This window comes from Aerosakkonema funiforme FACHB-1375 (assembly GCF_014696265.1).
In the GTDB taxonomy this organism is placed as follows: Bacteria; Cyanobacteriota; Cyanobacteriia; order Cyanobacteriales; family Aerosakkonemataceae; genus Aerosakkonema; species Aerosakkonema funiforme_A.
Genome location: NZ_JACJPW010000008.1, coordinates 108,658 through 128,479, shown reverse-complemented (window position 1 = coordinate 128,479; position 19,822 = coordinate 108,658). Strand labels below are relative to the sequence as shown.

General features: G+C 44.2%; 21 protein-coding genes, 1 tRNA gene and 1 pseudogene. 11 read left to right on the top strand and 12 right to left on the bottom strand.

All coding sequences use genetic code 11. The features are described 5' to 3' along the window. The 5 genes from H6G03_RS05015 to H6G03_RS04995 form a co-directional block, all read right to left on the bottom strand. The coding region (locus H6G03_RS05015; protein ID WP_190462688.1) for a serine/threonine-protein kinase at window positions 1-1,322 on the bottom strand (1,322 nt) is incomplete at its 3' end. A gap of 557 nt (window positions 1,323-1,879) precedes the next feature. After that, window positions 1,880-4,369, bottom strand: coding sequence for a type I DNA topoisomerase (gene topA / locus H6G03_RS05010; protein ID WP_190462686.1), 2,490 nt, complete (start codon window positions 4,367-4,369; stop codon window positions 1,880-1,882). 201 nt (window positions 4,370-4,570) lie between these two features. Then, window positions 4,571-5,197: a class I SAM-dependent methyltransferase gene (locus H6G03_RS05005; protein ID WP_190462684.1), complete on the bottom strand. Its 627-nt coding sequence runs from the start codon at window positions 5,195-5,197 to the stop codon at window positions 4,571-4,573. Between the two features lie 107 nt (window positions 5,198-5,304). Beyond that, a tRNA-Thr gene (locus H6G03_RS05000) sits at window positions 5,305-5,377 on the bottom strand. A gap of 95 nt (window positions 5,378-5,472) precedes the next feature. Further along, complete coding sequence (locus H6G03_RS04995; RefSeq protein WP_190462682.1) at window positions 5,473-5,922, bottom strand: HNH endonuclease signature motif containing protein; 450 nt, start codon at window positions 5,920-5,922, stop codon at window positions 5,473-5,475. A gap of 253 nt (window positions 5,923-6,175) precedes the next feature. On the opposite strand from H6G03_RS04995, the gene H6G03_RS04990 reads away from it, so the two are divergent. The 4 genes from H6G03_RS04990 to H6G03_RS04975 all read left to right on the top strand — a co-directional run bounded on the left by H6G03_RS04990 (window position 6,176) and on the right by H6G03_RS04975 (window position 10,777). Beyond that, entirely contained in the window at window positions 6,176-7,495 is a 1,320-nt protein-coding gene (locus H6G03_RS04990) for a 3-isopropylmalate dehydratase large subunit (RefSeq protein WP_190462680.1), read from the top strand. A gap of 159 nt (window positions 7,496-7,654) precedes the next feature. Next, window positions 7,655-8,977: an anaerobic sulfatase maturase gene (locus tag H6G03_RS04985; protein ID WP_190462679.1), complete on the top strand. Its 1,323-nt coding sequence runs from the start codon at window positions 7,655-7,657 to the stop codon at window positions 8,975-8,977. Between the two features lie 91 nt (window positions 8,978-9,068). Then, on the top strand, window positions 9,069-9,995 hold the full coding sequence (locus tag H6G03_RS04980) for a HipA domain-containing protein (protein ID WP_190462677.1): 927 nt from the start codon (window positions 9,069-9,071) through the stop codon (window positions 9,993-9,995). Between the two features lie 2 nt (window positions 9,996-9,997). Then, the gene (locus H6G03_RS04975; protein WP_190462674.1) at window positions 9,998-10,777 is read left to right on the top strand and encodes an HIRAN domain-containing protein; all 780 of its coding nucleotides are present in this window, start codon (window positions 9,998-10,000) and stop codon (window positions 10,775-10,777) included. A 183-nt stretch (window positions 10,778-10,960) separates the two neighbouring features. Here the strand turns inward: H6G03_RS04975 and H6G03_RS38680 are convergent, their stop codons facing one another. The 7 genes from H6G03_RS38680 to H6G03_RS04945 form a co-directional block, all read right to left on the bottom strand. Then, window positions 10,961-11,083, bottom strand: coding sequence for a hypothetical protein (locus tag H6G03_RS38680; protein ID WP_255512179.1), 123 nt, complete (start codon window positions 11,081-11,083; stop codon window positions 10,961-10,963). Beyond that, on the bottom strand, window positions 11,064-11,252 hold the full coding sequence (locus H6G03_RS04970) for a hypothetical protein (protein WP_190462672.1): 189 nt from the start codon (window positions 11,250-11,252) through the stop codon (window positions 11,064-11,066). The genes H6G03_RS38680 and H6G03_RS04970 overlap by 20 nt, the downstream gene beginning before the upstream one ends. A 92-nt stretch (window positions 11,253-11,344) precedes the next feature. Continuing rightward, window positions 11,345-11,488 (bottom strand): hypothetical protein, encoded by a 144-nt coding sequence (locus H6G03_RS37170; protein WP_199315132.1) that lies wholly within the window; start codon window positions 11,486-11,488, stop codon window positions 11,345-11,347. A 204-nt stretch (window positions 11,489-11,692) separates the two neighbouring features. Next, a complete protein-coding gene (locus tag H6G03_RS04960) occupies window positions 11,693-11,878 on the bottom strand; it encodes a hypothetical protein (protein WP_190462670.1) in 186 nt (61 codons plus the stop codon). 362 nt (window positions 11,879-12,240) lie between these two features. Beyond that, window positions 12,241-13,419 (bottom strand): phosphoserine transaminase, encoded by a 1,179-nt coding sequence (locus H6G03_RS04955; protein ID WP_190462669.1) that lies wholly within the window; start codon window positions 13,417-13,419, stop codon window positions 12,241-12,243. A 491-nt stretch (window positions 13,420-13,910) separates the two neighbouring features. Next, complete coding sequence (gene cynS, locus H6G03_RS04950; RefSeq protein ID WP_190462666.1) at window positions 13,911-14,348, bottom strand: cyanase; 438 nt, start codon at window positions 14,346-14,348, stop codon at window positions 13,911-13,913. Window positions 14,349-14,414: 66 nt separating this feature from the next. Further along, window positions 14,415-15,401 (bottom strand): PfkB family carbohydrate kinase, encoded by a 987-nt coding sequence (locus tag H6G03_RS04945; RefSeq protein ID WP_190462664.1) that lies wholly within the window; start codon window positions 15,399-15,401, stop codon window positions 14,415-14,417. Window positions 15,402-15,447: 46 nt separating this feature from the next. Between H6G03_RS04945 and H6G03_RS04940 the strand changes: the two are divergent. The 7 genes and pseudogenes from H6G03_RS04940 to mdh form a co-directional block, all read left to right on the top strand. After that, a pseudogene (locus H6G03_RS04940) lies at window positions 15,448-15,921 on the top strand (RNA-guided endonuclease TnpB family protein); the annotation flags it as partial. Window positions 15,922-15,968: 47 nt separating this feature from the next. Then, window positions 15,969-16,247 (top strand): photosynthetic electron transport-dependent transcriptional regulator PedR, encoded by a 279-nt coding sequence (gene pedR, locus H6G03_RS04935; protein ID WP_190462662.1) that lies wholly within the window; start codon window positions 15,969-15,971, stop codon window positions 16,245-16,247. 95 nt (window positions 16,248-16,342) lie between these two features. Further along, window positions 16,343-16,966 carry a DUF6391 domain-containing protein gene (locus tag H6G03_RS04930; protein ID WP_190462660.1) on the top strand — a complete coding sequence of 208 codons (624 nt, stop codon included), beginning with the start codon at window positions 16,343-16,345 and terminating at the stop codon, window positions 16,964-16,966. Window positions 16,967-17,069: 103 nt separating this feature from the next. Further along, on the top strand, window positions 17,070-17,294 hold the full coding sequence (locus H6G03_RS04925) for a photosystem I reaction center subunit IV (RefSeq protein ID WP_190462658.1): 225 nt from the start codon (window positions 17,070-17,072) through the stop codon (window positions 17,292-17,294). A gap of 36 nt (window positions 17,295-17,330) precedes the next feature. Next, window positions 17,331-18,227 (top strand): DNA-formamidopyrimidine glycosylase, encoded by an 897-nt coding sequence (locus H6G03_RS04920; protein ID WP_190462656.1) that lies wholly within the window; start codon window positions 17,331-17,333, stop codon window positions 18,225-18,227. A 202-nt stretch (window positions 18,228-18,429) separates the two neighbouring features. Next, window positions 18,430-18,645 carry an NAD(P)H-quinone oxidoreductase subunit O gene (gene ndhO, locus H6G03_RS04915; protein ID WP_190462654.1) on the top strand — a complete coding sequence of 72 codons (216 nt, stop codon included), beginning with the start codon at window positions 18,430-18,432 and terminating at the stop codon, window positions 18,643-18,645. Next, a complete protein-coding gene (mdh, locus tag H6G03_RS04910) occupies window positions 18,642-19,628 on the top strand; it encodes a malate dehydrogenase (RefSeq protein WP_190462652.1) in 987 nt (328 codons plus the stop codon). Before ndhO ends, mdh begins: the two co-directional genes overlap by 4 nt. Window positions 19,629-19,822 lie beyond the last annotated feature (194 nt).

Here is a 19,822-nt window from a genome sequence, read left to right as displayed (position 1 = left end):
ACCCCCCCCCCCGCCTCAACCCTCCCGAATCGGGAGATGCCCACCTCCGGGAGATGCCCCTGTGGGGCATTTAGGGAAAAGGTGATGTCACTTATATATTTCCAACCTTTCTCTTTCACATACCATCCCACTTTCTCGCCAAACTTCTTGTAAGTTTCGTAATCGTACTTACCGGGTTTTCCCCCGACGCTTTCCCAGATGCGCTTCTGCACCGAAAAGCCAAAGCGCCCATTACTGTATTTTACCCAAAGTCGGTCAATAGTACGCAAATCAGTGCAAGGAAATTTTTCGATATCAGGAAAATCCAGCCTACCTTCCTTTTCCCTTCCCGCCACCTTCAACATCACCCTCCCCGTTTCCTCATCCGCCTCTTTCCAGTTTCCCGCTTTCAATAAATCCCGCAATTTCCGATAATCTACCCCTTTATCCGAACTTAAATCATCCGCCTCAATTTCACTCAATAACTTCAACCAACTTTGCACCGTTTGAGGACGATTTTCTGGTAACAATTCCATTCCCCAAACAATAGCATCATGCAATTCATCGCTCAAACTCGGTACAATCTGCTTTATTGGTTTTAAAGGCGCATTAATTGCCCTAAATACAGCAGAAGTTGGCAACGTACCCGTCACCAAATGATAAAGCGTTGCCGCTAAAGCATAAACATCCGTATAATCTTTTGGTTCTGCTAATGTAGGATCGAATTGTTCTGGCGCTCCATAACAGATAGTACCACCGATGGTATGAGTTGAATGAGTTGCAGTGAAATCTCGCGCAATGCCAAAATCAATTAACACTGCTTCCGAATTACTAGCGCGTAAAATGATATTACTCGGTTTGACATCTCGATGCAGCAAACCTTCGCCATGTATCGCCGTCAAAGCATTACCAATTTGCTGAATATAGCGCAAAGCTTCTGCTTCAGGTATTGCACCTCGCCTTTCCACCAATTTTTCTAAATTTGTTCCCTCGATATATTCCATCAAAATACAGTTGAGGGAAATGGACTCAGGTTTTGAACCCCAGGAAAATATTCGATTCCCGGAATTATTTACGGTCAGATTTTCTTGCAGTAACTTATAAACTTTAACGATATGAGGATGATTTTTGAATTGCGCCAACCGTAGCGCCTCATTCATAAAATCTTCATGCAGTTTAGCAAAATTCGGTTCGGCAATTGCCTTATCGTTGAGAGTTTTCAGGGCGAATTGTCGCCCATTTTCATCTCTGACGCGATAGGTGATGCCAAAACCCCCTTGTCCCAAGGTTTGCCGGATGGTGTACTTCCCATCTTTTAATGTATCCCCTCTGTTCCAAGCCATTGCGCGTAAGGTTGAGACTGATAGGTTTAATTATCGCATAAACTCAGAAACCCGGTTTCTCTAAGAAACCGGGTTTCTCTAAGAACTCAGAAACCCGGTTTCTCTAAGAAACCGGGTTTCTATGCCTACCCGCAGTTAGAAACCCGGTTTTTTGGAAAAACCGGGTTTCTGGAACAGCATCCAATGCTTACCGATTCCCCTCGATCGCAGCCAGTATCTTGGCAAAAAGTTAAATCAAGTTCTATAATAAACGTACATAATTCTGTACATTAACTGATGCTTTCTTACAAAATAACATCTGCAAAGGAAGATTTTCAGAAAGCCTCGAAAATTTTAGATTTAGTTACAGCTGTGAATCCTGTGATGATACGAACAATGTTTTCTGGCTTCAATTGACGAGATCCCCGACTTCTCCAAGAAATCGGGGATCTCTGGGGGTTTCTGGGGCTGTGTTTGATCAAAATGCGATCGCACTTATCAGGATCTAAAAATTAAAAGTAATCTTCTAATTGCATTGTTCTACGTCTCTATTGAAATAGAATATTAATCTTATTATCTCACGATTTTTTCTTCTTAGAACCAGAAGAACCACCCTTCGATTTTATCTCCCCAAAAGTCGGCGACCACCAATGTTTTTGGGAAGTCCACCAAAACGCTACTTCCTTACAACCATTTTTCCGATTCTCAGCATTAGAACACCTCAACATTGTTTTAGTTTCCCCTGTCTTCTTATCAGTATAATTATGCTTTTCCAAAGGCGAACTGCAAACAGGACAGGGAAATTCACTTAAATCTTTTGTCTCAGGTGTTTTAGCTGCACGTTCCCCATAAGGTAACTCGTATTGCTTAGTTTTATCGTTCAAAAACATTACCGCGCCGCATCCATCTTTGCGTTTGTCGCAACTGAGGAAATGTCCGGCTTTTACCTTCTCCGATTTTGTTGGCACTTTCACCATTAGTTTATTGCATTTCGGACATAAAATCTCTGTACTTTCAGTAGATGATTTCTTACTTTCATTCCCAGAATCGGCAGTTGTTTTGCGTCGCCTTCCCGTCGCCTTTGTTGGTGCAATATTGGAAGTCGATCGAGTCTTCATTTGCTTGACTACTTCATTCTCATTACCCAATATTTCCGCTAAAGCATCAGCAGTTGTTTTGCGTTGTTTTCCTGTTGCTTTTGTTGGTGCAATATCTGAAGTCGATCGAGCCTTTTTTTGCTTCACTACCTCATTCTCATTCCCCAATATTTCCGCTAAAGGATCGGATTTACTTTTGCGTCCCTTCCCAGTCGTCTTTGCTGGCGCAAAATTATTGGATTTAGCGGTAGTTGTATATCCCTTTACCTGCTGAATTGCTTGCTTTAAAGCCGGATCGAAATATTCTCGATTCCAACTGGTAAGCCATTTTTCCCAATTCTGTTTTCCATCAGCAATTGCATCTAATTGCGATTCCATCTGCGCGGTAAATTCGGCTGCAATTAAATCTGGTAAAACTTTGGCTAAAAAATCATCCAATTCCATCCCTAAAGGAGTTGGCTGTAACTTACTTTTCGATAATTGCACGTATTCCCGCTCTTTCAAAGTTTTAATTGTAGGAGAATAAGTGCTAGGTCTACCTATTCCCTTCTTTTCCATTAATTGTACTAATTTCGGTTCCGTATAACGCGGCGGCGGTTGTGTTTGCTTCTTCTCGGATTTAGCATCTTTTAAATTAACTGTTTGTCCTTCTACCACATTTGGTAATTGCACATCTTCGCTGATATTATTCCAATAGCGGGTATAACCGGGAAAAATCAGCACTTGTCCTCGCGCTTCCCAAAAAATATCGGCAGATTGGGTAATAATCCGCGTTTTTGCTATTTGTGCGGGACGACACTGGGATGCAACGGCGCGATTCCAAATCAACTCGTAAAGGTTAGCTTCATCATCACTTAGTTGCGATCGCAATTGTGCGGGAATTCGGTTAACATCAGTAGGACGAATTGCTTCGTGCGCTTCTTGCGCTCCCTGTTTTGAACGGTGTCTAGTTGTTTTATCCGGTACGTTTTCCGGGTCGTTTGCTTGTAAATACTTTTGCACTGCATCACAAAATTGCTCGGATAATACTACCGAGTCGGTTCGCATATAAGTGATATGTCCAGCTTCGTAAAGTGACTGGGCAATTTTCATGGTTTGCTCTGGACTTTTATGCAGTTTCGCACCAGCAGCTTGTTGGAGGGTAGAGGTAATAAATGGTGCGGGAGGTGATTGATTTACTGTTTTCTTTTCAATTTTAATTATACTATGGGGATTGGCTTTGGCAATGGCTACTAATCTATCTGCTTCTTCTTGTGTTTTTACGCGATCGGATTCTGGTTTGGCGTCATTTTTACCAGCATCATCGGGTTCGGAATTTTCATCTTTAGCTGCTTTCAAACTAGCGCGATAAAACGCTTTGAATCCTTCTTTGTATTCTACCCAAACTGACCAGTAATCTTCCGGAACAAAGGCAATTATTTCTTTCTCTCTTTGGCAAATTAAATGAAGAGTGGCGCTTTGCACTCTTCCCATCGATTTCGCACCGTTTTTCAGTTGCCAAACTAAATGTTTGCTACCTTTATATCCGACTAATTTATCGAGACAATCTCTCGCTCTTCCGGCGGCGATTAAGTTTTGGTCGAGGGTGCGCGGTTTGGCGATCGCACTCATCACTGCCGCTTTAGTAATCTCGGTATAAGTAACTCTTTTCGGCTGTTTTAATCGCAGTTCTTGCGCTAAATGCCAACCAATTGTTTCGCCTTCTCGATCGGGATCTGTGGCAATGTAAATATCGGTTGCTTGCTTGACAGCTTGACGCAAATCGCTGAGGACTTTCTTACTGCGATCGCCTCTAATTTCGTAGCGACAATTTATGCGATCGTCTTCTAAATCAAATCCTAGCGAATCTTCCCCATCCTGTGCTAGTTCGCGGATATGACCCATACTAGCTTTGACAATCCAACCCGCACCCAGAATTTGACTTAATTTTTTTGATTTTCCCGGTGATTCTATCAGTAATAGCTTTGTCATGGGAGCATCTATTACTTGAGTTTATTTAATTTTACTATGATTTTTCTTTGGGTGGGCTGGGTTTTATATTTTTTTTACCGCAGATGCACGCAGATGTAGGCGTTAGCGAAGCGATTGCGAAGCAATTAGCCTTCCCGTAGGGTACGCAGATGAAGAGTAGAGATGAGATATATTAAGGATGCGATCGAACGACAAGCCAACTTATTTCTTCCGAGCTACAATATGAAAAATATGCCAGTGCTTTGGTTCTTGCAAAGCCGTTTTGCCATCTTCTTCTTCGATATTAAAAACCTCTATCTCAAAAGGTTCTAAAAATTTTTCCACCTGTGCTTGCGTGAAATGGGAATGGGTAGGAATCTTCGCCCAGTCATCTCGATCGCCAAACAATTGACCGCTGAAACGACCGCCAACACGAATACTTTGCACAATTTTATCCCACAATTGCGAAAAATATTCGGGCGGACAAAATGGCAGACAAAAACTACCATTAATTAAATCTGTTTCCGGCCAAGTAGTATCCTGAAATTTACCTAATTTGGTTTCCAATAATTCGACATTTTGCAAATCCGGACGCGCCAACATTCGCTCAAACGCTTCCGCATTTCCGTCAATTGCCAAAACTCGCCAACCCCGCCGCAGCAGTTCCACCGTATCGCGACCTTCCCCGCAACCCAAGTCTACCGCGAAGCGTCCTTTTCGATCCGGCTCCTCATTATCGAACCGTTCCAAAGCTGCTAGCAGAGTGTTGCGCGGAACTCTACCCGCCACAGCTTGGTAGTACCGAGGCCATTTTTCGTCAAAATTCTGGGATTTAGGTAGTTCTGACATATAAAAGCGAGGATTTACAACTGCCAGCCTCGTTTAGCAGAGTTTAAGCATCGACCCCAAGAAAAAAAACTCTTGGGGTCGCGCCTTACCAAATTGCCTGAAACCTAAGCTGGTGAAGGGATTTGAACCCACGGCCCACGCATTACAAGTGCGTTGCTCTACCAGCTGAGCTACACCAGCGACCTAAATTAATATAGCAAACTTTGGGCTACTGTGGCTACTATCCCTAAAAATTTTCTTGATTTGCCTGAAATGCACGGTTGAGGCGATCGCATTTACTCCTTCAGCGTTACTGACTGCTGCTTGGACATCGCATACAACTCCCGACGCCAACTTCTGCCTTTCCCCTTATTTCGTGCTTTATATGTGGGTGTCAGCGAATGACAATTGGGACACAAAAGTCGCAGGTTATCCGGTGAGTTGTTTTGCCAATTTCCATCAATGTGGTCTACTTCCAGAGGAATTTTACCTGTATATGGATTTACTTCACACCAACCGCATAAAGAACACTTTTCGCCAAAGTTCCTAATCAAGTACCTTCTCACATGATTCGATACAGTACCCGATTTCTTACCGCCGCTGACTTTTCCATTCAGCCAGGAAACTATATATACTGTATATTGATGTTCGTTTTTACAGTAACTATTACAATACTTATCCACCGCTCTTTTCGTTTCTCTTTCACAGTTTAAGCATCGCCGTCTGGGTTTCTTCGGCATCGGCATAAATAGCACCCTAATAAAAAATATAAGATTATTCAATCAAGTTACTATTTACTTGGCAAGAAAGCGAACTTTACCACACCCGCAGCTACTGTCGATCGCACTCAACACCTCTTATCTGATATTATTAAAGACTGCGATAATTCTTAAATATCGTTGAAATGCAGCCGTAAAGTAGAAACGCTAGGTAGCATAGTTTATAGCCAGCCGATCGAAAAATAGCAATCGCAGCAGCATCAAAGCAGGAGAACACACTATGGGGATGACCCTCACTGAGAAAATTTTGGCACGCGCCGCCCAGCGGTCTGTCGTCGAACCGGGAGAAAATATCTGGGTTGACGTAGACGTGCTGATGACGCACGATGTATGTGGCCCCGGAACGATCGGCGTCTTCAAACGCGAATTCGGTGCGGACGCCAAAGTCTGGGACAAGGAAAAAATTGTCCTCATTCCCGACCACTACATCTTCACCGCCGACGAACGCGCCAACCGCAACGTGGATATCCTGCGTGAATTTGCCAAAGAACAGGGTATCAAATATTTCTACGATATTACCGATCGCTCCAACTTCAAAGCCAACCCAGATTACAAAGGCGTCTGCCACATCGCCCTCGCGCAAGAAGGTCACACCCGACCGGGCGAAGTGCTATTCGGCACAGACTCCCACACCTGCAACGCGGGTGCTTTCGGTCAGTTTGCCACAGGGATCGGCAACACCGACGCCGCCTTCATCATGGGAACAGGTAAACTGCTGATTAAAGTACCAGCTACCATGCAATTTGTCTTCGATGGCGAAATGCCGGATTATTTGCTCGCCAAAGACCTAATTTTGCAAATAATTGGCGATATTACCGTCTCTGGTGCTAACTATCGCACATTGGAATTTAGTGGCAATACCGTCGCAGCGATGTCGATGGAAGACAGGATGACGCTGTGCAATATGGCGATCGAAGCAGGCGGCAAAAATGGTACAGTTGCCCCAGACGAAACCACCTTCGAGTATGTCCGCGCCCGTACCGACAAACCCTTCCAGTCATTTTACACCGACAGCGACGCCAAGTTCTACAGCCAGCACCGCTACGATGTCAGCAAACTAGAACCCGTCGTCGCCAAACCCCACTCCCCAGACAACCGCGCCTTAGCACGAGAATGTCGCGATGTCAAGATCGATCGCGTTTATATCGGTTCCTGCACTGGCGGCAAAACCTCCGATTTTGTGAGCGCCGCCCGTATAATCAAAGGTCATAAGGTGAAAGTTCCCACCTACATAGTGCCTGCAACTCAGAAAGTTTACGAAGATTTGTTTACCCTCAAACACGAAGGACAAACTTTATCTGAAATTTTCTTAGAAGCTGGTTGTATCGAACCCGCCGCACCTTCCTGCGCCGCTTGTTTGGGTGGCCCAAAAGATACCTTCGGACGCATGAACGAACCGGAAGTTTGCGTTTCCACAACCAATCGTAACTTCCCCGGTCGTATGGGTAACAAACAAGCGCAAATTTATCTCGCTTCGCCATATACAGCAGGTGCTTCCGCGCTGACTGGATATGTCACCGATCCGAGAGAATTTATTTAAACGCAGAGGTACGCAAAGGTAAACACAGAGGTACACAGAGATAGTTTTGAGTTAATCGAATTTATCCTAATTCAAAAGTAAAATCTTCCTCTGCGTTACTCTGCGTTTACCTTTGCGTTCTCTGCGTTAAAAATCCGATCGTTCAAATATTAAAGTGTTATGACTCAATCTAAAACTCCTGCAAGTATTCATGTCCTAGCTAAACCTACAGGCGCAATTTGCAATCTAGATTGTTCCTATTGTTTCTTTTTAGATAAAGAATTATTATATCCTAAAAGTAAATTTAGGATGAGCGATGAAGTACTGGAGAATTATATCCGTCAACTAATCGAATTTCATCGCACACCACAGGTATCGGTAGCATGGCAAGGGGGAGAACCAACCCTGATGGGGATTGATTTTTTTAGGAAAGCGATCGCATTTCAAGAAAAATACAAAAAACCCGGCATGACCTTTGAAAATTCCATGCAAACAAACGCCACATTACTAAACGATGAATGGTGCGAATTTTTTAAAGAAAATAATTTTTTGCTGGGAGTTAGTATTGATGGCCCTCGCGAACTCCACGATGCCAACCGAGTAGACAAGGGAGGTAAACCAACCTTCGATAAGGTAATGCGAGGTTTGCGACTATTGCAAAAGCATGGTGTTGAATTTAACGTACTAACCACCGTCAACAGAGTTAATGGCGATTATCCTCTCGAAGTTTACCGCTTTTTGCGAGATGAAGTCGGCGCAAACTGGATGCAATTTATACCCATAGTAGAGCGGATAAACGAAGATGGTCTTACCCTCTACCAAAAAGGAAATACTGTATCCGATCGATCTGTCAAAGCCGAACAATACGGTCAATTTCTAATTGCTATTTATGACGAATGGGTTCGTAATGATGTCGGCAAAGTTTACATACAGGGTTTTGAAGCTGCATTAAGCAATTGGTTAGGTCTTGGTTTTTCGGGAGTTTGCTTATTCGATGCTACCTGCGGTAAAGCTTTAGCATTTGAACATAATGGCGATCTTTATTCTTGCGATCACTTTGTCGAACCTGATTATTTGCTGGGTAATATCCAACAAGATTCGATGCGGGATTTAGTTGTTTCCCCGCAGCAACAAAAGTTTGGCAAAGATAAGTCAGATAGCCTACCGAAGTATTGTCGCAACTGCGATGTGCGTTTTGCTTGTCACGGCGAATGTCCCAAAAACCGATTTATTAATACACCAGATGGAGAACCGGGATTAAATTATCTCTGTGCGGGATATAAAGCCTTTTTCCACCATATCGATCGTTCAATGCAAATTATGGCAGAGCTGGTGCGTCGCAAATATCCAGTTAAGTTAATCATGTCTATTTTAGCAGAAGAAGAAGCCAAATTTGCCAAAGCACGTCCTAACGATCCCTGTCCTTGCGGTAGCGAGTTAAAGTTTAAGAAATGTCATGGTAGCAAAGAAATTAGCAGCAAGGAGAAGGCGAAACGGCGATAAGGGAAACTAGGAGATGCTTCGGATAGCTTTATGCAACTGAAACTGACTATAAATTCTTGCTTCAGATGATTGTTTTGGATGTAAAAAAATAATGGGTTCGGTTTTTCCGATAATTACAGTTCCACCAGACGCGCCTGAATACGATGAACCAATAAGAACAAAAGAAGAAGAAGCGTTCTGGTTTCACGAACAGAATTTAGGTCTTTGCCTTTATAAAGAAGCTAGACTTAATACAGGAGAAGATTGGGCAGAGAAAATTGCATCAGAGTTATGTACTTTTCTTAGGCTACCTCATGCAGAGTACGATCTGGCAACATATAACGGTAAACGCGGCACTATTTCACGATCGTTTGTACCAGAAGGAGGAACTTCTATCGTTGGTATTGAAGTTCTTGCTCGGTTAGTACCAGACTATCCGACAAATGCTAGAGATTTGTCCAGACACACAATAGATATAGTATTTAATGCTCTTAATGATTCCTCTGTCCAGTTACCTATGGACTGGACACCACCAGAAGGCATTAAAACTGCGGTGGATGTTTTTGTGGGATACTTACTTTTGGATGCTTGGGTTGGGAACAGCGATCGACACCATCAAAACTGGGGATTGATACAATACAAAGGACTATCAGCAAAGGTGCAAACCACTTATCTCGCGCCAACATACGACCACGGTTCCTGTCTGGGTCGGGAATTGCCTGATGAAAAACGCCTTTTGAAGCTTAACAACGGCTCTGTCGAAGGATATGTGACAAAATGCCCCTCCTACTTTTATGCTAAAGTTGAGGGTGATAAACGAAAACTCAAGACTTTCGAGGTGTTTCGTGAAGTGGCGGGTCGCTATCCTGATGCGGCCTCAGTATGGCTGGAGTATCTAGCAAAGGTGTCGCTTAGTGATACCTTAGACTTGTTTCGCCGTATTCCAAGCGATCGCATCTCAGAAACTGCAATTAAATTTGCCCAAAAAGTCCTTGAGTTAAATCAAAACAGGTTACTCGATCTGCGTAATATACAGTAATTATGAAAACGCTTTTTTTGGCTTGGCAAGATGCAAATACTGGAGATTGGTTTCCCATCGGAAAATTAACTTATGATGGGAAAATGTACGAGTTTGCTTATACAAAAGGTATTCTTGCAGCCATAGAAAAGTGTGGATTTGAACCACTATACTCATTACCAGACCTGAATAAATTATACAGATCGGTTGAACTTTTTCCTTTATTTTCCAATCGAGTGCTGTCGCGATCGAGACCAAACTACAAAAATTTTGTGGAATTATTGAATCTACCTCAGTACGAAGACGATCCCATTACATTGCTAGCTCGTAGTGGTGGGCAAAAGGCAACTGATAAGTTTGAGGTATTTCCCTGTCCAGAACGGGATGAAAATGGATTGTACCATGTCCACTTTTTTGTCCGGGGATTGCGACATTTACCACCAGCATCTCTCGATAGAATTAACAAACTTCAGAAGAATGAATTATTGCGGTTGGTTCACGATTTTCAAAATCCTTACGATCGCAAAGCTTTGATGTTACGGACAAACGAAACTTTTCTAGGCGATTTATACCCTGTAGGTTATTGCCCTCGCTATTTGGTAGATGATGCCTTCAATTTTATCGGCCAAAATCCAGAACTCGTACATATCCAAGTAGAGCGTGTTAACCCAGCACCAACACCGCTCCAGTTCCGTTTGTTATGCAATATGACTGCGCCTTGGCCTGATAATTTTCACCCCTTTTCTAGCTCAATGTATCAGCCGCTCCGTGCTGATATTGCAACTGGAACTAGAGCAAATTAAATCTGGTCAATCGAGTTAACATGACATAAAGGAACGATAAACTATGCCAAGCTTAACATTACGTCAGCGTGTAGGAATGGTTCCACTTTTAATTCAGGGTAGTAAAGACCGATCGGGTCTGTTACTTTTTTTAAACATCACTTGTGTCTGGACGTAAAAGAACCAAAGTTTTCTCTCTTCCAATCAAACTCGCCATTTTTCATCTATTTCTGTCGCCAAATCACAGAGTTCTTTAGCTTTTTTTTCAGCATCTTTAGCAAGTTCTAGCAGTTCTAGCAGTGTCTTTTCATCCGGTAATTTTTTCATTGTTATCTGCTGCTTCCAGGTTGGCTTCATGCAAGCGTTTTTGATACTTTAAAGATATTGCTGTCGCGAAATCGCTCATTTCTTTAGCTTTTTGTTCCGCTAGTTTAGCAATTTGTAAAATTTCTTCTAGTTCTGCTTGTTGCTTATCGGTTAAAGATTGCTGTGTCATCTTAAATTATCCAAACGAGTCATAACTGTATTAACCAACATTTTAGTATCTAGCACCCTTCCCAGCAACTCTGCTAAATCTTCTCCTGCTTCCTAAATTACCTGCGATCGCACATTTTCAGGTAAAATACTATCAACAGTAATCTGGATGCGTCTTCTGGAGTTTTCTACGAATAATAACGCATTACTAAGGGTAGCAAATAATCCAATCAGAGTAACGTTGTCTGGAAAACGCAAGAATAGGCTTCTTATAATGTTAGACCTTCACTTGCGTCCCGCTCGATTCGATCTAGTTCTTGGTATAGTCTGTCAATGAGAGTTTGTATTTCTGAGGGAATAGTCATCTATGTCTTAATTTTACAGAAAATCGGCATACTGAATGAACTTAATTATTCGACTGCGATCGCGCTTTTGATGGGATGCGATCGCACCTTACTACTACTATTCATTCTCACCAGCTTTTTGTTTTGCTGCTTCTCTAATTTTATGGAGACGTTTTTCATATTTTTCTGCAAAATCTTCTGCCAATTCACACAGATTTTTAGCTTGCTGTTCGAGAGTTATGGCAAGTTCAAGACTATCTGCCAAATCTGCTATTTGCTTTTCATTCAGGGTTGGTTGTAGCATTATCTATTCTCCAAACGACTCTTCAGCCTGTTAGCATTTATTTTAGCTTCTAATACTTGACCCCGTATAGTTGCCAAATCTTCCCCTACTTCCTGAATTAGATCGGAAGTCGCCCTCTCACTACACAAAAATATCGGTTTGGGGAAATGCGATCGCTAATTAACCCAAGTTCCTAGTTATTAATTTTGAATATTTTTTTAGGCTGTAGGGTGCGTCAGAGCGCAAAATTCTGGATATAATCACTAATTTTATGACTCTGACGCACCCTACTCAATATAACTAAGTATGTTGTTACGCTTTAGCGCTTTAGGGTTGTTTGATTACGACTGGGATTAAAGCGCTCAAGCGCAACAACGTACCTTTTAACTCGCAGCTGTAGCTTCTGCTTTCACAGTCGCATAAGCCCAATCTAACCAAGGAAGTAACGCTTCCAGATCGGCAGTTTCTACCGTTGCGCCTCCCCAAATTCGCAATCCTGGGGGTGCAGCGCGATAGGCTGCGATATCATACGCAACTTTCTGCTTTTCTAGCAGTTTCGCCAATTTTTTGGCGTATTTGGCTTGGTCTTCGCCACTCAGATTAGTGAACCAAGAATCGATAATTTTCAAGCAAATGGAAGTACAAGAACGAATTTCCGGTTTTTCGGCTAGAAAATCAGCCCAATCGCTTTTTTCGATCCATTTAGCGATCGCACTTAAATTACCTTCACTCCGACTAATTAAACCAGGCAAACCGCCTACGCTTTCTGCCCAATTTAAACCATCGATCGCATCTTCCACGCACAACATCGAAGGTGTATTAATCGTATCTCCCTTAAAAATACCTTCGATTAACTTCCCTTTTTGGGACATCCGAAAGATTTTGGGTATGGGCCAAGCCGGTTCGTAGCTTTGGAGTCGTTCTACAGCGCGAGGCGAAAGCACAATTATACCATGTTGTGCTTCTCCACCCAACACTTTTTGCCAAGAATAGGTGACGACATCCAATTTATGCCAGGGGATATCCATCGCGAAAACAGCCGAGGTTGCATCGCAAATAGTCAATCCTTGGCGATCGTCCGCGATCCATTCTCCATTCGGAACTCTCACGCCGGATGTAGTGCCATTCCACAAAAACACGACATCGTGGCTAAAATCAACCTGACTTAAATCGGGTAAACTGCCGTAAGGTGCTTTCATCAGGCGCAGATCGGCTATTTTCAACTCATCTACGACATCTTTTACCCATTCCTGACCGAAACTTTCCCATGCCAGGATATCGACGGGTCTTTGTCCCAGTAGCGACCACAATGCCATTTCGACTGCGCCAGTATCGGAAGCCGGAACGATACCTAGACGATAATCGCTGGGAACACCTAAAATTTTCTTGGAGCGATCGATAACTTCTGCTAATTTGGCTTTGCCATCTTCAGAACGGTGGGAACGACCGACACAGGCATTTTGCAGCGCAGAAACAGACCAGCCAGGACGTTTGGCACAAGGCCCAGAGGAGAAATGGGGAACGCTAGGCTTGGTTGTGGGAGGATTAAGAGATTCTGACATTTCTCAATTTAGTTCAATAGTTACAGGCGTTACAGACAAATATCTCACTTGTCTGGTACAAGCTTCGTGTAAAAAGTTACTGTACTTCTACGCCCTGTATTTCCTTAGCAAAAGCGGCAAGGAAATGCAATCGTTATCATGTTAGCACTAACATTGTCGTTCGCATTAATCGGTTTACTCGGATTCGTCAGACAATTTTAGATGAGAGGATTTTGGATTTTGGATTGACTCCGCAATGAGCGGACGGCTCTGGAAATTGGGAAAAATTTTTTGATGATTACCCTTGAAATGGAAGGCTTGTCACCCTTTTTTTCGATCGTTCAAACAAAATGCGATCGTCTTTAGTGACAGAGCAATTTTAGATTTAGATTGAGAATCGATAAGTTTGGTTAAGATATTAGATTATTTATGAAATCAATCCAAAATCCAAAATCCAAAATCTAAAATCCTCTGACGAACAAGCTAAAACGCGAAATTTCGTAGCTCTGAAACTACCATTTTTTGTAAGGCAAAAACTTGCCATTCATAACCACTTTTACGCGATCGCCCTTCGGATCTTCTTCTTTCTCCACATCTAAAGTAAAGTCGATCGCACTCATAATTCCATCGCCAAACTTCTCGTGAATCACCTCTTTCAGAGGCATTCCATAAACTTGCATAATTTCGTAAAAGCGATAAATTAATGGATCTGTAGGAACAACTGGCCCCAATCCTTTGACGGGATATTGTGTCAGTTCTTTAGCATAAGCCGCCCCAAGTCCCAAAGCTTCAACTAATTTAGTTGCTTCTTCTTCAGAAGCACTTGCTTGACGATAAATTACGGCGGCGATCCATACTTCATCTCGACCTAAAATTTTTTCTAAATCGGCAAAGCTGAGCTTCATTTCTTTTTTGGCAGCTAAAAGCCGTTGGGTAATTTCTGGAATCATCGCGTTCCTGTACAAGTAAGGTGGGCAATGCCCACCCTACTGCTTTGTACGTTAATATTTTTGTGTTTAAAGAGACAAATTTTGATGCGATCGCAAGAAATCTTCCACTTCAGCGGCGGTGGGTTGAGCTGCGATCGCACCCGGTTTCGTTGCCGTCAACGCACCCACAGCAGTAGCATAAGTGACAATGCGTTTAGCCGTATCCGCATCGCTCAGAGATTTAATCCCATGCTGACAGAGTTGATGCACAAACCCAGCCACAAAACTATCCCCCGCACCAGTAGTATCGACAACATCCACTGAAAAAGCTGGCAATTCGCCTTGGTTTTCTGCCAAATAATAAGCACATCCCTTTTCCCCAGCGGTGACTAAAACACCTTCACAGTGATTCAATTTATGAGCGATCGCACCCGGATCGATAGTGCCAAACAACCATTCCGCCTCTTCCTCAGAAAGCTTGAGAAAATCAACGCGCTTGAGTAAATCTTGGATAACGTGAGGAGCGAGGTCTGGATGAGGCCAAAATACCGGACGCCAATTGATATCTACCAGAATTTTGACAAAATGCTGCTCTGCAATATGAAGGGCTTGGGAGATCGCTACCCGACTTTGGGGATAAGCTAGTTCCAGAGTCCCCAAAACCAAAAACTCTGCCTCTTCCAATAACTTAACTGGCAGATCGGCAGCTTGTAAGCGAGTATCGGCAAACTCTGTAGTATTGTAATTTCCAAAACCTGCAAAAGAGCGATCGCCGGTTTGCGATCGCAAAACATAAACTTGCCGCGTTGGCGCGGTAGGATGACGTTGGACTCCAGCTACATCCACCCCAACATTTTGTAGCAGTTGCACCAGCGCGTTCCCAGGTTCATCCTCACCAACACAACCGATAAATCCAGATTTTGTCCCCAACTTTACCAAACCACAAGCAACATTGGCCGGAGCGCCCCCCGGATAGGGAGTCCAAGATTCAACCTCGTCAAGTGCGCGTCCCGCTCGATCGGCCAAACAGTCGAACAAAATTTCACCCAGACAGAGAACACGGATTTGACTCACAGTTACATTCCTTGAAGTGCCTTATGGCAAGACTATAAACCTTTAGCTGAAGCAGCAGATAGTTAACGAGAACCAAGTCATTGTCGTAGAAGATCTGGCAGTGAAAAAAATGGTCAAGAATCACAACCTAGCTAAGTCTATAGGTGACGCTGGTTGGGGAATGTTTCAAACCATGCTGAAGTACAAAGCAGAGCAGTCAGGCAAGATTTACCTTGAAATTGGGCGATTTTTCCCTTCGTCGCATTTGTGCAATGCAACACTGCTACCGATTCCAAAGATGGATCTTTCGGTGCGTTCTTTCCTCTGTCCTCATTGCAGCGTGTATCATGACAGAGACGTGAATGCTGCCATCAATATCAAAAATGAAGGCTTGCGGATTTTGGCGTTGGGAACCAGCGTCACTGCCCTTGGAGGCAATGTAAGACCAAAGCGGTTTGGGCGTAAGTCTACGACTGTAGAGGCGGTTGCCGATGAATTGGGAAGCCCACACCGTACCGCAAGCGCGATCGGTGTGTGGTAGTTCACGTAAAATTACAATAGGTACATATACAGGTATAGAAATCTATTATGGCTGGTACCGCGTCTGGGGCTTCGGCCTCTCTCTCTGACAGAGAGCTGCAAATTATCGAGCTGGTAGCTGCTGGCTTAACCAATGAGAAAATTGCCGAGAAGTTAGAAATTAGCAAACGCACCGTTGACAACCACATCAGCAATATTCTCACGAAAACAGCGACTGACAACCGGGTGGCATTGGTGCGCTGGGCTTTGCAGTGGGGCAAAGTTTGTATAGATGAAGTGAACTGTTGCACGCTGCCGACATACAGGGAAGATCAAATAATTTCCTAGATTTTTGCATACAAAAATTAGGCCGGCAACTTAGGGAGATCGCGATACAGTTGATAAAAATCCTTAAGCTGTATCCGCACTGCGGATTTGTTGATATGACGACTTCTGCTTCTCCTCAATCTCCCTTTGACTTTTTCGGTTTGGATTGGACAGCACCTCACCCCAGACAAGATGCCGATTTCCTCAAGCAACTTCCCTTTGTCCCAGGATTAAAAGAATTTTTAATGCTGCGACAGGTACACGCCTTGGAACACGCCACAGTTTGGGTTTTGAGCGAATCTGGCAATCAAAGAGAGCGAGGAGGGGATAACGATCTGTTGGGCGGGATGTCCACCGAGCGGGGCTTTTACCTCTACGGTAATGTCAATGCAGCTTCTTTGCAGCGTGCCGTGCGTACAGCCTTGCAACGCATTACCGGCGGTGAATGGAATTTAGCGGTGCATCCCCGCTGCGGTACAAACTTGTCCGTCGGGATGGTGCTGACGGCAGGACTCGCCTTTGGCATTCATATGCTGCTACCTAAAGGGCCTCTAGTCCAGATTCTCGGTTTGGGTGTTGCGGCGACGACAGCGGCCCAACTAGCACCCGACTTGGGTGGTTTGGCCCAAAAATACCTCACGACTGCCATTCCATTTAATCTGGCGATCGCGGACATTTCCTCAACCCGCGATATTTGGGGGCGTCCGGCTCACTTCGTCCATCTGACGTGGGTAGATTAGCAACAAAACTTAAAGACTAAACTTAACAGTGCGTCGCTGTCGGGTAGTACTCTGAAAAACAACTACTCAATCGGTAGAAATAATCTCCAAAGGGAAAGCAATCATGGCAATTCAACGTGGTTCGACGGTCAGAATTCTCCGCAAAGAGTCCTACTGGTTCCAGGATGTAGGCACTGTTGCTTCTGTTGACCAAAGCGGCATCAAATACCCAGTGATCGTTCGCTTCGATAAGGTCAACTACGCGGGAGTTAACACCAATAACTTCAGCCCCGATGAACTGGTAGAGGTTTCTGGCCCGAAGGGAGGAGCTAAAACAAAGTCTGCATAAAACTCTGGCCATTAGGGAACTCACATAGGTTAACTTGTGCCAGAACTGCCTGAAGTAGAAACAGTAAAACGGGGTCTCGATCGCGTGACCCTAAATTGCCCAATCGAGGGTGGGGATGTGTTGCTACCCCGCACAGTTGCCCACCCCTTTTCTGTTGCCGATTTTCTCTCCTCTCTCTCCGGGGTCAAAATTCTCCAGTGGCACAGACGCGGCAAGTATTTGCTGGCAGAACTCGTAACAGAGGGGCAGAAGCATTTTTTAACTGAAAAGTCAACACTACCTCAGTCTTCAAATACCATTCCAGCCGGCTGGTTGGGAGTTCACCTGCGGATGACCGGTCAGCTGCTGTGGCTGCATCGGGATGAACCGTTACAGAAACATACGCGGGTACGATTGTTTTTCGCGGAATCTCGCGAGCTGCGGTTTGTTGACCAGCGCACTTTTGGTCAGATGTGGTGGGTACCGCCAACATCTTTGCCGGAAGATGTGATTTCGGGACTGAAAAAATTAGGGCCAGACCCGTTTTCCGCAGAGTTTTCGATCGACTACTTCGCCAAACAACTGCAAAACAGTCGCCGTCCGATCAAAACCGCGCTGCTGGATCAGGAGTTGGTCGCGGGACTGGGCAATATTTATGCCGATGAAGTTCTTTTTTTGAGTAAAGTGCATCCGACGACGCTGTGTTCGGAGTTGAAAAGAGATGGGATAGAGCGCTTGCACGATGCGATCGTTCGGGTTTTGCAAACTGCGATCGAAGCTGGCGGAACGACTTTTAGCAATTTTCTCAATGTACAGGGCATTAACGGTAACTACGGCGGTGTCGCCTGGGTTTACAAACGCGCTGGCGAACCTTGTCGCCTCTGCGGAACTAGCTTGGAACGCATAAAATTGGCGGGGCGATCGTCTCATTTTTGCCCCCAATGTCAGAAATAAGAAGCTAGAAAAGTCAAAAGTCAAAAGTCAATCATTCAAAAGAAAAAGCTTATCGATAGCGGGTGCTGGACTAAGGAAAATCCAAAATCTAAAATCCAAAATCTAAAATTCTTATAGGTTAGGGCGTGTAATTTAGTGACAACGGCTACCAGTAGTTGATAACTTGGAATTAAGACATTAAAAAATTCCAAAGGAGCAAGCTATGGCCATAAAAAAAGGGGATTTGGTACACGCAGTTCGGGAAAAATTGGAAAACAGCCTAGAAGCTAAGGCTAGCGATACCCGTTTCCCGCCTTATTTGTTTGATAGCAAAGGCGAAGTTGTGGACTTGCGAGGGGATTATGCGCTGGTGAAGTTTGGCAAAGTGCCAACCCCGAATATCTGGCTGCGCGTCGATCAGCTAGAAGCACTAAAATGAACTACACCTCATACATCCCGCCATTGTGCAATCCGACTCGCGTTGCGATCGTCGGTGCGGGTAAAGTAGGTAGTACCCTCGCTCAGCGCATTGCGGAAAGAAATATTGCCGATGTAGTGTTGCTGGATGTAGTCGAGGGGATGCCGCAAGCAATTGCACTGGATTTAACGCAAGCACGAGGATTAGAACACCACGACTGTCAGATTATCGGTACAAATGATTACGCCGATACCGCAAATTCCGATATCGTGGTGATTAGTGCCGGGAAACCCCGCCAGCCGGGTATGAGTCGCGACGAGTTGATGAAGACGAATGCCAAAATCGTGCTGGAAGCGACTAAGCAGGCGATCGCTTATTCCCCAGATGCTATCTTTATCGTTATCACCAACCCGCTCGATGTCATGACCTATCTAACTTGGCAGGCGAGCGGTTTGCCTCCCCACCGCGTTATGGGTATGGCTGGTATTTTGGACTCAGCCCGCTTTCAAACTTTTATTGCTATGGAATTAGGTGTCTCCATAGTAGATGTCAAAGGGATGGTGCTGGGCAGTCACGGCGAGTTAATGGTGCCCTTACCCCGCTATTCTACTGTCAGCGGCATTCCGATTACAGAACTGTTAGATGCCGCAACTATTGACAGATTGATAGAGCGAACTCGTAACGGTGGGGGAGAAATTGTAGAACTCATGCGTACTGGCGGTGCTTATTTTGCGCCAGCTTCTTCTACCTGCGAAATGGTGGAATCTATCCTATTCAATCAATCGCGGTTAGTACCAGCTGCGGCATATCTGCAAGGCGAATACGGTTTGAAGGATGTTTTTATTGGCGTTCCCTGTCGTTTGGGATGCCGGGGCATAGAAAGTATTTTGGAACTCAACCTTACGGATTCCGAAACTACCGCCCTCCATATCTCGGCTGAATCGGTACGTCATAATATCGAATTTGCCAATCAGTTGCTAGCAGCGACATCACACAAATGTTAAATACAATAGACTTCTCCAAAAATGCTTGTGGGGTAGGCATCCTGACTGCCCTTTGAGATTCTTGTGGAGGAAATGTCTAATAGCTTGGTCGTAAATATCTGATTTTTAGTAGATAGGGAAGTATTTCTTTTGAGCGATTTGGCGATCGCTCTTTTTTTTTACCTTAGTTAATTAAGTAACGCAGCAGTTGTTTA

Coding starts and splice junctions, on each gene's coding strand:
- H6G03_RS04975 (WP_190462674.1), top strand. CDS start 9,998: ATGAAAACGCTTTTTTTGGCTTGGCAAGATGCAAATACTGGAGATTGG.
- H6G03_RS05005 (WP_190462684.1), bottom strand. CDS start 5,197: ATGTCAGAACTACCTAAATCCCAGAATTTTGACGAAAAATGGCCTCGG.
- H6G03_RS04970 (WP_190462672.1), bottom strand. CDS start 11,252: ATGACACAGCAATCTTTAACCGATAAGCAACAAGCAGAACTAGAAGAA.
- cynS (WP_190462666.1), bottom strand. CDS start 14,348: ATGATTCCAGAAATTACCCAACGGCTTTTAGCTGCCAAAAAAGAAATG.
- H6G03_RS04930 (WP_190462660.1), top strand. CDS start 16,343: ATGACGACTTCTGCTTCTCCTCAATCTCCCTTTGACTTTTTCGGTTTG.
- H6G03_RS04985 (WP_190462679.1), top strand. CDS start 7,655: ATGACTCAATCTAAAACTCCTGCAAGTATTCATGTCCTAGCTAAACCT.
- H6G03_RS04955 (WP_190462669.1), bottom strand. CDS start 13,419: ATGTCAGAATCTCTTAATCCTCCCACAACCAAGCCTAGCGTTCCCCAT.
- H6G03_RS04995 (WP_190462682.1), bottom strand. CDS start 5,922: ATGCCGATGCCGAAGAAACCCAGACGGCGATGCTTAAACTGTGAAAGA.
- H6G03_RS04990 (WP_190462680.1), top strand. CDS start 6,176: ATGGGGATGACCCTCACTGAGAAAATTTTGGCACGCGCCGCCCAGCGG.
- H6G03_RS04960 (WP_190462670.1), bottom strand. CDS start 11,878: ATGCTACAACCAACCCTGAATGAAAAGCAAATAGCAGATTTGGCAGAT.
- H6G03_RS38680 (WP_255512179.1), bottom strand. CDS start 11,083: ATGAAAAAATTACCGGATGAAAAGACACTGCTAGAACTGCTAGAACTT.
- mdh (WP_190462652.1), top strand. CDS start 18,642: ATGAACTACACCTCATACATCCCGCCATTGTGCAATCCGACTCGCGTT.
- ndhO (WP_190462654.1), top strand. CDS start 18,430: ATGGCCATAAAAAAAGGGGATTTGGTACACGCAGTTCGGGAAAAATTG.
- topA (WP_190462686.1), bottom strand. CDS start 4,369: ATGACAAAGCTATTACTGATAGAATCACCGGGAAAATCAAAAAAATTA.
- pedR (WP_190462662.1), top strand. CDS start 15,969: ATGGCTGGTACCGCGTCTGGGGCTTCGGCCTCTCTCTCTGACAGAGAG.
- H6G03_RS04980 (WP_190462677.1), top strand. CDS start 9,069: ATGGGTTCGGTTTTTCCGATAATTACAGTTCCACCAGACGCGCCTGAA.
- H6G03_RS04925 (WP_190462658.1), top strand. CDS start 17,070: ATGGCAATTCAACGTGGTTCGACGGTCAGAATTCTCCGCAAAGAGTCC.